The organism is Curtobacterium sp. MCBA15_012 (assembly GCF_001864935.2).
Lineage (GTDB): Bacteria > Actinomycetota > Actinomycetes > Actinomycetales > Microbacteriaceae > Curtobacterium.
The window spans coordinates 2,583,789-2,595,712 of the sequence record NZ_CP126267.1 but is presented as its reverse complement, the minus strand read 5'-3'; the positions used below and the strand labels follow the sequence as shown (position 1 = coordinate 2,595,712).

Here is an 11,924-nt window from a genome sequence, read left to right as displayed (position 1 = left end):
TCCCGACGAGTTCTCCACAGGTCGGCGCCGGAGAGCCCGTGCAGTGCGGCGACCGGGTTGACTCGTCACGTGCGCAGCATCGAACTCATCCTCGACCCCGACTCCGACGCGGCGGTCCGCGCGGCGTGGGACGCCCTGACCGCGGCCGACCTGCCGAGCCTGGGCCGCTCCGGGTCGAACGACCCGCACGTGACGCTCGTGGCGGGCGATGACGTGCCGGTCCCGGACGGGTTCGCCCGGCCGGTCCCGACTTCGCTGCGGTTGGGCGGCGTGCTCCTGTTCCCGGCCGGTCCCGGTCGATCGGTGCTCGTGCGCGCGGTCGTGGTCGACCCGGAGCTCGCGGCCTTCCACCAGGCCGTGCACCGTGCCGCACCGGGGAGCGTGGACACGTCCCACCCGGAGGCGTGGTCGCCGCACGTGTCGTTCGCCCGGCGGGTGCGCGACGCTGACCTCCCGACGGCGCTCGCGGCGCTCCGGACGGCACCGCTGCCCGAGGTCCTGCAGGTCGGCGGGGTCCGGCACTGGGACGGCGCCACGAAGACCGTGACCCCGCTGGCCTGAGGCGAGTCGGCACCGAGCACCGGCTCGGTCCCGCCGCGCGGGTCCGGCCGGGCACCGTCACGGCCGGGAGGCGCGGGTCGGCCCCGTCTCGCCGGTCCGGTCCGACCTCAGGTCCGGAGCACCCGCGCCCCGAACGAGGACGCGAACACCCGGTCGGGGTCCGCAGCGGCGACCAGTCGTCGGACCTCGGGCAGCCGCGGCCAGAGCGCCTCGACCGCGTCGGCGTCGAGCGAGCTCGTCTTGCCCCAGTGCGGACGCCCGCCGAACGGCGCGAGCCGCGCCTCCAGGTCCGGCAGCAGCGCGGCCACGGCCTCCGGGTGCTTCTGCCACGTGAACGCGATGCAGAGCACGTCCTCGCCCTGGGTCGGGCTGAGCCAGAGCGGGTCGGCGGCCATCGTCCGGAGCTCGCACACGTGCAGGTGCGGCTGGATCCGGTCGGCGAGTCCACGCAACGCGTCGAGCGCCGCCGCGGCGTGCCGGAGCGGGACGAAGTGCTCGCTCTGCACCTCGGAGCCGTGGGACGGCACGGTGTCGATCGGGAAGTGCGGCAGGCGGTCCCACCACGGGCCGACCGATCCGTCGCGCGCGGTGTGGTGTCCGTCCGCGGCCAGGCCGGGCAGTCGGGGCCCACCGAAGAGGTCCTCGGGGACCGCGACGTCCTCGGCGCCGGCCGGCACGCGGGACTTCAGCAGGACCTCGCCGACCTCGTCGCCGAACAGCGTGAACGCGCACACCGAGTACGCGGCCGCGTGCACCGCGGCGACGTTCGCCGTGAACACGTCCCACGGCACCGGGCCGAAGCGGTCCTGGCGCATCCGGTAGGTCGGTTGGACGTCGACCTCGACCCGGGTGACGATGCCGAACAGCCCGAGGTGCAGGACCGATCCGTCGAAGTCCGGGTCGCCGCGACGGAGTGTCCTGGTCGACCCGTCGGGACCGATCAGCTCGAGGGAGCGGACGGCGGTGCTGAGCGAACCGAGGGCCGTGCCGGAGCCGTGCGTGCCGGTGGCGATCGCCCCGCCGAGCGAGATGTGCGGCAGCGAGCCGGTGTTGTGCAGCGCGAAGCCGGCCCGGTCGAGCGCCGGAGCGACGGCACCGTACCGCGTGCCCGCACCCATCGACGCGGTGCCGGCCTCCGGGTCGACGACGAGGTCGGTCGGGATGCCGGTCAGGTCGAGCAGGATCCCCGGGGCGTCGGCGACGTCGTTGAACGAGTGGCGCGTGCCGAGCCCGTGGACGCGGCCGGACCCGGCGACGAGCTCCGCGGCCTCGTCGATCGACCGCGGTCGCACCACCCGCTCGGCCGAGTACGTGACCGTGCCGGACCAGTTCCGCTCGCGCGCCGTCGACCGCATGCCGCCAACGATGCCATGCGCCCCGCCACGACGTCAGTGCATCGCGGGTGCCGGCGCCCCCTCGGGGGTCTCGGGCTTCCGGACGAGCGACGAGGTGACGATGCCGACCAGCGAGATGATCCCGCCGACCATGAAGGCCGTCGCCACACCGGAGGCGGTCGCGCTGGCGACGGCCCCGTCCGTGGCGCCCGCGCCGGCCGAGGCCGCACCGATCGTGAGCAACGTCACGAACAGTGCGGTGCCGGCGGCTCCGGCGAGCTGCTGGGCGGTGCCGAGGACGGCGCTGCCGTGCGAGTACAGCCGCGGCGGCAGACCCCCGAGCGCCGCCGTGAACAGCGGCGTGAAGGTGAGCGCCAGGCCGAGGCTCAGGACGACGTGGGCGCCGAGGACGAACCACACGCTGGTGTCCGCGGTCACGGTCGACAGCGCCCAGAGCACCGCGCTGATGATGATCGAGCCGGGGACGAGCAGGACGCGCGGGCCGCGGCGGTCGTAGATCCGGCCGACCACGGGGGAGAGCAGGCCCATGAGGAGCCCGCCGGGCAGGAGCAGCAGGCCGACGTGCAGCACGTCGAGGCCGAGCACGCGCTCGAGGTAGATCGGCAGCAGGATGAGCGTCCCGAACATCGCCATGAAGCTCAGCGCCATCGCGACGATCGGGATCGTGAAGCCGGGCGTCCGGAAGGTGCGCAGGTCGAGCAGTGCGCTGTCGGTGCGCTGCAGGCGGTTCTGCCGGAGGACGAACACCGCGAGGGCCACCACGCCGACGACGATCGCCGTCACGGGGACGAGAGGCCCGGTCGACCCGGACTCGCCGAAGCTGGACAGCCCGAACACCAGACCGCCGAACGCGACGGCGGACAGCACGACGGACAGGACGTCGAGCGGTGCCTCGCGCGGCGTCGAGACGTTGCGGACCTTCACGGCGCCGAGCACGAGCGCGGCGACCGCGATCGGCAGGACGAACCCGAACAGCCAGCGCCAGTCGAACGCGTTGAGGATGAGCCCCGAGATCGTCGGCCCGATGGCCGGGGCCACCGAGATGACGATCGAGATGTTCCCCATCACGCGGCCGCGGTGGGCGGGCTCGATGAGGCTCAGCACCGTCGTCATGAGCAGCGGCATCATGATCGCGGTCCCGCTCGCCTGCACGATGCGGCCGACGAGGAGCATCGGGAAGCCCGTCGCGGTGAGGGCGACCAGGGTGCCGACGGAGAACAGGGTCATCGCCGCGATGAAGACCGGGCGCGTGGCGAACCGCTGCAGCAGGAAGCCGGTGACCGGGATCACGACCGCCATGGTGAGCAGGAAGCCGGTCGTGAGCCACTGGCCCGTCGCAGCGCTGATGTCGAGGTCGTCCATCAGCCGGGGGAGCGCGACGCCCATGATGGTCTCGTTGAGGATCACGACGAACGCCGACACGAGCAGCAGCCCGATGACGAGTCGGGTCTCACCGGGGGAGGGCTGCGAGACGCTCCCGGTGCGGGGTGCGGAATCGACGGCCTGGGTCATGCGGGCTCCTGACGGGGTCACGGCGTGGTGGGACGGCGCACGGGGCGCAGACACGGCAACACCCTGAGTGGATGCGAGTATTCCGCTTCCGCGAGATCTGCTCGATTCGGCGCAGCCCCGCGACCCTCAGTGCAGGATCGCGAACCCCTCGGCGTCCCCGTGCGGCACGACCGTCCGGAGCGACACGTCGGTCACCGTGGCGGAGGGCGGTCCGCTGTGCAGGAAGGCCATCAGGGCATCGACCGCGGCCGAGGGCCCCTCCGCCTCGACCTCGACCGTCCCGTCGAACAGGTTCCGCGCGTACCCGGCGAGCTCGAGCCCGTCGGCCTTCCGCGCGGTCCAGTACCGGAACCCGACCCCCTGGACCGTCCCCGACACCACGGCGTGCATCCTCGTCACCGTCGTCATGGCCCGAACCTATGCCCGACGGCGACGCCGCTCGTTTCGGCGCTGTTCCGATCCGGTGAACACGGTGATAGTGTCAACTCCACCCCAACACTTACAGTCAAACAAACCCTAAGTCCCGTTCGCGCACGATCCCGGGACGGACACCCCAGGACGATGACCTCTGCCTCAGACCCCCTCATCCGCGTCGCGGTCTCGACCGTGATCGTGGCGCTGCGCCCGCACCCGGACACCGGTGCCCCGGCGCTGTGGATGCCGCTCGTGCGCCGCGTCGCCGAGCCGCACGAGGGATCGTGGGCGCTGCCCGGCGGTTGGGTCCGCCCCGACGAAGGGCTCGAGGACTCGGCGGCCGCCCGACTCCGCGAGACGACGAACGTGCAGCCGCGGTACCTCGAGCAGCTCTACGCGTTCGGCGACGTCGACCGCTCGCCGAGCCGGGTCGTGTCGATCGTCTACTGGGCCCTCGTGCACCCGGACGAGGCCAGCTCGGTGCCCGACGACTGGAACGTGCGCTGGTTCCTGGCCGACGAGCACCCGCCGCTCGCGTTCGACCACGACCGGATCGTCGCCTACGCCCTCTGGCGCCTCCGCAACAAGATGTCGTACTCGCGGATCGCGCAGGCGTTCCTCGGCGACCGCTTCACCCTGGCCGAGCTGCGCGGTGTGTACGAGGCGGTGCTCGGCCGCCGGCTCGACCCGGCGAACTTCCGGCGCCAGGTCGCGCAGTCGGACGCCGTCCTGCCCACCGACGAGACGACGAGCGGCGACCGGCACCGGCCGGCCCGTCTGTACCGCTCGAACCCCGACCTCGCCTACGCCGACAACGGCCCGCTGACCGACGCGCGAGCCGCCGCACACGCTGCAGTCCACCGAGACCCCGCCGCCCAGCCAGCCCCGACGGCAGCCGCCGCCGCCCACTCCACCCCCACCCGATAGGAACCGACGTGTCCATCGCGACGACCATCGACCTCATCTCCAACGGCAAGGCCGCCGGGAGCACCTGCACCCCCGACCTCGCGCTGCCGACCTGGGACTTCGACACGCGCCCGGGCTACGGTCCGGGCTCGTCGATGTCCGACGTCATCCCGACCACCGCCCCGCGCCAGGGCCAGCTGCCCGACGAGTACAAGACCGCGAGCGACGACGAGCTGCACGAGCGCATCGAGCGGGCGAAGGCCACCCTCGGCGACCGGGTCGTCGTGCTCGGGCACTTCTACCAGCGCGACGAGGTCGTCCGGCACGCGGACTTCCTCGGCGACTCGTTCCAGCTCGCGAACGCCGCGCTGACGAAGCCGGACGCCGAGGCGATCGTGTTCTGCGGCGTGCACTTCATGGCCGAGACGGCGGACATCCTGGCCCGCGACGAGCAGCGGGTGATCCTGCCGAACCTCGCCGCCGGCTGCTCGATGGCCGACATGGCCGACATCGACAGCGTCGAGGCGGCCTGGGCCGAGCTCGAGGCGCTCTACGGCACGGAACCCGACGCCGACGGCCGCGTGCCGGTGGTCCCCGTCACGTACATGAACTCCGCCGCCGACCTCAAGGCGTTCTGCGGACGGCACGGCGGCATCGTCTGCACGAGCTCGAACGCCGCGACCGTCCTCGAGTGGGCCTTCGAGCGGGGGCAGCGCGTGCTGTTCTTCCCCGACCAGCACCTCGGCCGCAACACCGCCAAGGCGATGGGGATCAGCACCGACCTGATGCCGATGTGGAACCCGCGCCTGGCCGGCGGCGGCAACGACGCGCAGACCCTGCTCGACGCCCGCGTCGTCCTGTGGCACGGCTTCTGCTCGGTGCACCGTCGGTTCACGGTCGACCAGATCGAGCAGGCCCGCCGCGAGGACCCGGACGTGACGGTCATCGTCCACCCGGAGTGCCCGATGGCCGTCGTCGACGCGGCGGACGTCGCGGGCAGCACCGACCTCATCCGCCGGACCGTCGCTGCGGCGACCGAGCCGTCCTCGTTCGCGATCGGCACCGAGATCAACATGGTGAACCGCCTCGCCGCCGAGTACCCGCAGCACCGGATCACCTGCCTCGACCCCGTGGTCTGCCCGTGCTCGACGATGTACCGCATCCACCCGGGCTACCTCGCGTGGGTCCTCGAGGCGCTCGTGCGCGGCGAGGTCCTCAACGAGGTCGCCGTCCCCGCAGCGGTGCAGGCCGATGCCCGGGTCGCGCTCGAGCGCATGCTCGCCGCGAAGCCGCGCGGCTGACGGACCACCGGCGGACACCGTGCACGTCGTCATCGTCGGCTCCGGCATCGCCGGGACCACCGCCGCGATCCGCGCCAGCGCCCGGCACGACGTCACCCTCGTGACGAAGGGGGCACTCACCGACGGTGCCACCGCGTACGCCCAGGGCGGGGTCGCCGTCGCCCTGGGCGCCGACGACCGCGTCGGCCTGCACGAGGAGGACACCCACACGGCGGCGGCCGGCAGCGCCGACGACCGGGCCGTCGCCGTGCTCTGCGCTGACGGGCCGGCCCGCGTCCGCGACCTCCTCGCGCTCGGCGTGCCGTTCGACCGGACCACCGACCCGGCGAGCCTCGACCGCCACGGCGACGACCTCGCCCGCGGGCGTGAGGCGGCGCACGGGCGGTGGCGGGTCCTGCACGCCGACGGCGACGCGACCGGAGCCGCGATCGAACGCACGCTCGTCGCGGCACTGCACCGCCGGCACGTGACGATCCTGGAGCGCACCTGCCTGACCGACCTGGTCGTCCGCGACGGCGCGGTCGTCGGCGTCGACGTGCTCGACCTGTTCGGCGAACCGCGGCGCATCGACGCCGACGCGGTCGTCCTGGCGTCGGGCGGCGCCGGGCACCTGTTCCAGGAGACCACGAACCCGCTCGTCGCGACCGGTGACGGCGTGGCGGCGGCCTGGCGTGCCGGTGCGGTCGTCGCCGACCTGGAGTTCGTGCAGTTCCACCCGACCCGGCTCGCCGTGCCCGACGGCGGGCTGGTCTCCGAGGCCGTCCGCGGCGAGGGCGCCGTGCTCCGCGACGCCGCCGGCCGCCGCTTCATGACCGCCGTCCACCCGGCCGCCGAGCTCGCACCGCGCGACGTCGTGGCACGGGGCATCGCGGCCGCGGTGCGCGAGCAGGGCGGGCAGCCCGTGCTCCTCGACGCGACCGGCCTCGACCCGGACCACCTCGTCCGCCGCTTCCCGGGACTGACCCGTGCGACCCGGGCGGCGGGGTTCGACTGGACCCGTGAGGGCGTCCCGGTCGCCCCGGCCGCGCACTACGCGATGGGCGGCGTCGCCACCGACGCGGAGGGCCGGACCAGCCTGCCCGGCCTGCTCGCCGTCGGCGAGGTCGCCTGCACGGGCGTGCACGGCGCGAACCGACTCGCGTCGAACTCCCTGCTCGAGGGGCTCGTCTTCGCCGTCCGCGCCGCGGACGCCGTGGACGCGCCGCGTCCGGCGCGGCTCCGGCTGCGCGGCGACGCGGACCTGCCGGTCACGCAGGTGCCGGACGCCGACGTGCAGGGAGTGCGCGCCGGCTCCGGTGGTGACGGCCCCGACGACGCGAGCCGCACGGCGGGCGTGCACCGTGCCTCCAGACCGGTCCGTCGCGAGCCGTCTGCGGGTCGCGACACCGCGAGCCGGTCGGGAGGCACGTCCCGCGTCGTCGACGCCGGCCCGGACCCCGCGACCCGGCCGGGAGGCGCGCCCAGCGCCGTCGACGCCGCATCCGTCCGCCGGGCGCTCCAGACCGAGATGACCGACCGGGTCGGCCTGCTCCGCGACGCCGACGGCCTCGCCGCCGCGCGGAGCGCACTCGCGGCGCTCGCCGTCCCGGCCCCCACCGGTGTCCGCGAGCACGAGGACCGCGCGCTGCTCGACCTCGCGCGCCTCACCGCGCTCGCCGCCGAGGCGCGCACCGAGTCCCGCGGCGCGCACGCCCGCACCGACCACCCCCGAACCGACCCGACCGCACCGGCCAGCACCGCGTGGGTCCGGGTGTCCGCCGCCGTCCCGCAGGGAGTCCCCGCATGACCAGCACCACCGAGCGCACCGCAGCCGCGCCCGCCGTCGTCGACCCGGGCACGATCCCGCCGCACGTGCTGCGACGCGTGATCGACACGGCGCTCGAGGAGGACGCGCCCTGGGGCGACGTCACCAGCGAGACGCTCATCCCCGCCGACGCGACCGCGACCGCGACCCTGGCCGCCCGTGAGCCGGGCGTGTTCGCCGGCGGCCTCGTCTTCGCGGCCGTCGTGCGTGCCGTCGACCCGACCGTCGAGACCGTCCTGCACGTGCCGGACGGCGCGCCCTTCGCCGCGGGGGACGTGCTCGCGACCGTCAGCGGGTCGGCGCGGGCGGTGCTGCGGGCGGAACGCGTCGGCCTGAACCTGGCGCAGCGCATGTCCGGGATCGCGACGGCGACGGCCGCGTACGTGCAGGCCGTGGCCGGGACGCGCGCCCGGGTCACCGACACCCGCAAGACGACGCCCGGGTTGCGGGCACTGGAGCGGTACGCGGTGCGGTGCGGCGGTGGGCACAACCACCGCTCCTCGCTGTCCGACGCCGTCCTCGCGAAGGACAACCACCTCGCCGTCCTCACCGCGCAGGGCACGAGCATCGGCGACGCGGTCGCGGGCGCGCGGCGCCGGCTCGGGCACACCGTGCACGTCGAGGTCGAGGTGGACCGGCTCGACCAGGTCGAACCCGTGGTCGCCGCCGGGGTCGACACGATCATGCTCGACAACTTCACCCCCGAGCAGCTCGTCGAGGGCGTCCGCATCGTCGCCGGGCGCGCGCTCGTCGAGGCCTCGGGCGGGGTCTCGCTCACCACGGTCGCCGCGATCGCCGCGACCGGGGTGGACGTCGTCTCGGTCGGTGCACTCACCCACTCGGCACGCGCGCTCGACCTCGGGCTCGACGTCGTCGTGACCGCCGGCCCGGGCGACGCCACGCCCGCCGGGGCCTGAGCCGGTCCCGCGTCCCGTCGTGTTCTACCTCGACCGCGCCGCGACCACGCCCGTCCGGCGGGAGGTGCTCGAGGCGATGTGGCCCTACCTCACCGGGGTCTTCGGCAACCCCTCGTCGACGCACGGGGTCGGGGACGCCGCTGCCCGGGCGCTCGCCGACGCCCGCGCGACCGTCGCTGCCGTGCTCGGCTGCCGTCCGGGCGAGGTCGTGTTCACCACCGGCGGCACCGAGGGCGCGAACACGGCGGTGAAGGGCATCGCCCTCGCCGCACCCCGCGGCCGGCACGTCGTGACGAGCGCGATCGAGCACGAGGCGGTGCTCGAGAGCTGCCGGTACCTGGAGCGCCACCACGGGTTCACCCTGACCGTGGTGCCGGTCGACCGAGACGGCGTCGTGCACCCCGATGCGCTCGCCGCGGTGCTCCGGCCGGACACCACCCTCGTGTCGATCGCGCACGCCGACAACGAGGTCGGGACGGTGCAGGACGTCCCCGCCCTGGCCGCCGTGGCGAGGACGGTCGGTGCCCGCTTCCACACCGACGCGGTGCAGAGCGCGCCCTGGCTGCCGATCGGCCTCGACCGGCTCGGCGTCGACGCGCTGTCGCTGTCCGGGCACAAGCTCGGCGCGCCGAAGGGCACCGGCGTCCTCGCCCTGCGCGGGGGTGTCCCGATCGAACCGCTCCTGCACGGCGGCGGGCAGGAGCGCGGGCGGCGCTCGGGTACCGAGGACGTCGCCGGGGCGGTCGCCGTCGCGACCGCGCTCGCCCTCGCGGCGGGGGAGCGGGCGGCCGCCGCGGCCCGGGCGACGACGACGCGCGACGCGGTCGTCGCCGGGGTCCTCGCCGGCGTCCCGGGCGCGGTCCTGACCGGCTCGCCGACGCACCGGCTGCCCGGTCACGCGTCGTTCTGCTTCCCGGCCGTCCCCGGCGTCGCCCCCGCGGTCACCGGCGAGACGGTCCTGCTCGAGCTCGAGCAACGGGACGTGGTGTCGTCCTCGGGGAGCGCGTGCGCGGCGGGCAGCACCGATGCCTCGCACGTGCTCACGGCCCTCGGGCTGCGCGAGGACGTGGCGCGGACGGCACTGCGGTTGACGTTCGACGCCGGGCTGCGGGACGAGGACGTCCCGGTCGTCGTGCGGTCCGTCGCCGAGGCCGTCGGGGCGGTGCGCGCGCTCGCGTGAGGCCCGCTCGTCCCGCGACCCGCGACCCGCGACCCGCGTCCCGCGACCCGCGACCCGAGTCCCGCGTCCCGCGTCCCGGTGCCTGCCCCTGCGCCGACCCGGTGCATGCCTCAGGGCCCGTTTCGGTGCGTACGTGTACTAGACGTTCTACTCCATGAGTGGGGTCGTGTCCCCCCTTCTGCGGACCGACGTCCTCGTGCAGCATGGTGGGCATGACGAACGCGATCACGACCCGGGTGCTCGGGGAGGACCACTTCCGGGTGGTCCAGCTCCTGCCGGCACCCGCGACGCTCGTGGCGCTCGTCCTCGCCGCCCAGCACGACCTCGGCTCCGCCCCGCTCGGGGTGATCGCCACGGTCGGTGCGCTCGCGACGGTCGGGAGCGCCCTGCTCCCGATGGTCCGGCCCGCGGCGACCCGTCGACCGATGCCTGCCCCGCGGGAGACGGACCGGTACCGAGAGGACACCGAACGACCTTGAGGACCAGCGCCGGGCGGCCGACACCCGTCGACCACCGGGCGCGCCCAGACCGGACGCGGCACCCCTGACCGTGTCCGGACGGAGTGCGACGTCCCCTGTCGTCGCGCTCCGCCGCACCGCCCCCGCCGTGGACGTGGCGCCGGACCCTGACCGGCGCCGCCCCCCCTGTCAGTCCGCGGCGGGTGGCGGTGTCGGTGTGTCCGGGGTCGTGGTCGCCGCCGGGGCGCCCTCGGTGACGGACCCGTCTCAGCCGGCCGGCGTGTCCGCGCTCGTGCCCGTCGGCGCCTGCGTGCCCGGCCACACGTAGTCGAGGTCCTCCGGCACGTCCGGGAACAGCGGCCGGTAGTGCTCGGGGGCCTTCTGCACGAGTTTCGACCGGTGCGACCGGTGCACCGCGGGGTCGTCGTTCCACGCCGGCACCGGGAAGTCCCCGCGCTCGTACGCGGCGAGGTCCTCCGGGATGCGTGCCAGGTCGAGCAGCGTCTTCTCGAGGCAGGTGTCGGCGTGCCCCCGCTCGAGCCAGACCCGGCACGTCGCGTCCTGGTAGGCCATCAGCGCCGGACGGAACCCGCGCCACATCGCCGTCACGGGGTGGTGCTGCCAGCCGTAGTCCGGCAGCGTGAGCGCCCGCATCACCTGCAGGGTCTCGACCCGCTGCTTGCCGAGCCGCTTGTCGTCGAGCACCTCCGCCGAGGCACGGAAGTCGGCGTAGGGCAGGAACGTCTGCATCCCCGGCACGGTACGCCGGGCGGCTGGCACCCGACACATGCCGTCACACCCGGCGGTCGTCGGGCGACACATGCCGTCACACCGCGGACGGGGCGCGCGGCCGCGTGTGAGCATCGGTGGCATGAGCGGAACCCTCGTCGTCGGCGTCAGCGGCAGCCCCTCCGACCCCTCGCGCACCTCCACCCTCGTGGCCGCGACGGTGGCGCGGTTCGCGGCCGAGCTCCCGGACGCACGCACCGAGACCGTCGAGGTCGCCCCGCTGCTGGCCGACCTCGCCGCGGCGCCGTCCCGCGAGGCGATGTCCGAGCGCACCCGACGCGCCCTCGCGACCGTCGAGGCCGCGGACGTCCTGGTCGTCGGCAGCCCGGCCTTCCGCGCCGCGTACTCGGGCGCGTTCAAGCTCTTCTTCGACTGGGTCGGGCAGTACGACCTCGTCGACACCCCGGTCCTGCTCACCGCGACCGGCGGGAGTGACCGGCACGCGCTGCTCGTCGAGCACCAGATGCGTCCGCTGTTCGGCTTCTTCCAGTCGACGACGCTGCCGCTCGGGGTGTTCGGCAACGAGCGTGACTTCACCAAGCGCGAGGGCGGGTACGACGTCGCGAGCGTCGACCTCGAGCTCCGGATCGACCAGGCGGTGCGCCGGGCGCTCCCGATCGTCCGTGGTGGGTTCGCGGCGGCCGGCGCGGCCGAGGTGCGGCGACCGGCCGACTTCTAGCCGCGAGGACCCCGGTGCCTCGGCAGAGGACACCGGGCGTGTCAACGC

12 protein-coding genes are annotated in these 11,924 nt (G+C 74.6%); 8 read left to right on the top strand and 4 right to left on the bottom strand.

Features of this window, described 5'->3' with window-relative positions; all coding sequences use genetic code 11:
* The first annotated feature begins 69 nt into the window (after positions 1-69).
* Positions 70-561 carry a 2'-5' RNA ligase family protein gene (locus QOL15_RS11880; RefSeq protein ID WP_071245626.1) on the top strand — a complete coding sequence of 164 codons (492 nt, stop codon included), beginning with the start codon at positions 70-72 and terminating at the stop codon, positions 559-561.
* Positions 562-668: 107 nt separating this feature from the next.
* Here QOL15_RS11880 and QOL15_RS11875 read toward each other — a convergent pair whose 3' ends face one another.
* The 3 genes from QOL15_RS11875 to QOL15_RS11865 form a co-directional block, all read right to left on the bottom strand.
* Complete coding sequence (locus tag QOL15_RS11875; protein WP_071245628.1) at positions 669-1,916, bottom strand: FAD-binding protein; 1,248 nt, start codon at positions 1,914-1,916, stop codon at positions 669-671.
* A 33-nt stretch (positions 1,917-1,949) separates the two neighbouring features.
* On the bottom strand, positions 1,950-3,428 hold the full coding sequence (locus QOL15_RS11870) for an MDR family MFS transporter (protein WP_071245630.1): 1,479 nt from the start codon (positions 3,426-3,428) through the stop codon (positions 1,950-1,952).
* A gap of 126 nt (positions 3,429-3,554) precedes the next feature.
* Positions 3,555-3,836, bottom strand: a complete 282-nt coding sequence (locus tag QOL15_RS11865) for an acylphosphatase (protein WP_253181725.1) — start codon at positions 3,834-3,836, stop codon at positions 3,555-3,557.
* Between the two features lie 153 nt (positions 3,837-3,989).
* Here QOL15_RS11865 and QOL15_RS11860 point away from each other — a divergent pair, with 153 nt between their 5' ends.
* The 6 genes from QOL15_RS11860 (at position 3,990) to QOL15_RS11835 (ending at position 10,429) form a co-directional block, all read left to right on the top strand.
* Positions 3,990-4,769 carry an NUDIX domain-containing protein gene (locus QOL15_RS11860; protein WP_254784071.1) on the top strand — a complete coding sequence of 260 codons (780 nt, stop codon included), beginning with the start codon at positions 3,990-3,992 and terminating at the stop codon, positions 4,767-4,769.
* Between the two features lie 8 nt (positions 4,770-4,777).
* Complete coding sequence (gene nadA / locus QOL15_RS11855) at positions 4,778-6,049, top strand: quinolinate synthase NadA (RefSeq protein WP_065965010.1); 1,272 nt, start codon at positions 4,778-4,780, stop codon at positions 6,047-6,049.
* A gap of 19 nt (positions 6,050-6,068) precedes the next feature.
* Positions 6,069-7,835, top strand: coding sequence for an L-aspartate oxidase (locus tag QOL15_RS11850; RefSeq protein WP_071245632.1), 1,767 nt, complete (start codon positions 6,069-6,071; stop codon positions 7,833-7,835).
* Complete coding sequence (gene nadC, locus QOL15_RS11845; RefSeq protein WP_083393825.1) at positions 7,832-8,770, top strand: carboxylating nicotinate-nucleotide diphosphorylase; 939 nt, start codon at positions 7,832-7,834, stop codon at positions 8,768-8,770. The genes QOL15_RS11850 and nadC overlap by 4 nt, the downstream gene beginning before the upstream one ends.
* 19 nt (positions 8,771-8,789) lie before the next feature.
* Entirely contained in the window at positions 8,790-9,950 is a 1,161-nt protein-coding gene (locus QOL15_RS11840; RefSeq protein ID WP_071245634.1) for a cysteine desulfurase family protein, read from the top strand.
* Between the two features lie 212 nt (positions 9,951-10,162).
* Complete coding sequence (locus QOL15_RS11835; protein ID WP_139197285.1) at positions 10,163-10,429, top strand: hypothetical protein; 267 nt, start codon at positions 10,163-10,165, stop codon at positions 10,427-10,429.
* Positions 10,430-10,675: 246 nt separating this feature from the next.
* Here the strand turns inward: QOL15_RS11835 and QOL15_RS11830 are convergent, their stop codons facing one another.
* A complete protein-coding gene (locus tag QOL15_RS11830) occupies positions 10,676-11,158 on the bottom strand; it encodes an MSMEG_6728 family protein (RefSeq protein ID WP_071245639.1) in 483 nt (160 codons plus the stop codon).
* 121 nt (positions 11,159-11,279) lie between these two features.
* Between QOL15_RS11830 and QOL15_RS11825 the strand changes: the two genes are divergently transcribed.
* Entirely contained in the window at positions 11,280-11,876 is a 597-nt protein-coding gene (locus tag QOL15_RS11825) for an NAD(P)H-dependent oxidoreductase (RefSeq protein WP_071245749.1), read from the top strand.
* The last annotated feature ends 48 nt before the right edge of the window (positions 11,877-11,924 follow it).

Bases quoted from the DNA above. Each gene is read 5' to 3' on its own strand.
- QOL15_RS11830 (WP_071245639.1), bottom strand. From the start codon at position 11,158: ATGCAGACGTTCCTGCCCTACGCCGACTTCCGTGCCTCGGCGGAGGTG.
- QOL15_RS11870 (WP_071245630.1), bottom strand. From the start codon at position 3,428: ATGACCCAGGCCGTCGATTCCGCACCCCGCACCGGGAGCGTCTCGCAG.
- nadC (WP_083393825.1), top strand. From the start codon at position 7,832: ATGACCAGCACCACCGAGCGCACCGCAGCCGCGCCCGCCGTCGTCGAC.
- QOL15_RS11860 (WP_254784071.1), top strand. From the start codon at position 3,990: ATGACCTCTGCCTCAGACCCCCTCATCCGCGTCGCGGTCTCGACCGTG.
- QOL15_RS11825 (WP_071245749.1), top strand. From the start codon at position 11,280: ATGAGCGGAACCCTCGTCGTCGGCGTCAGCGGCAGCCCCTCCGACCCC.
- QOL15_RS11865 (WP_253181725.1), bottom strand. From the start codon at position 3,836: ATGACGACGGTGACGAGGATGCACGCCGTGGTGTCGGGGACGGTCCAG.
- QOL15_RS11875 (WP_071245628.1), bottom strand. From the start codon at position 1,916: ATGCGGTCGACGGCGCGCGAGCGGAACTGGTCCGGCACGGTCACGTAC.
- QOL15_RS11835 (WP_139197285.1), top strand. From the start codon at position 10,163: ATGACGAACGCGATCACGACCCGGGTGCTCGGGGAGGACCACTTCCGG.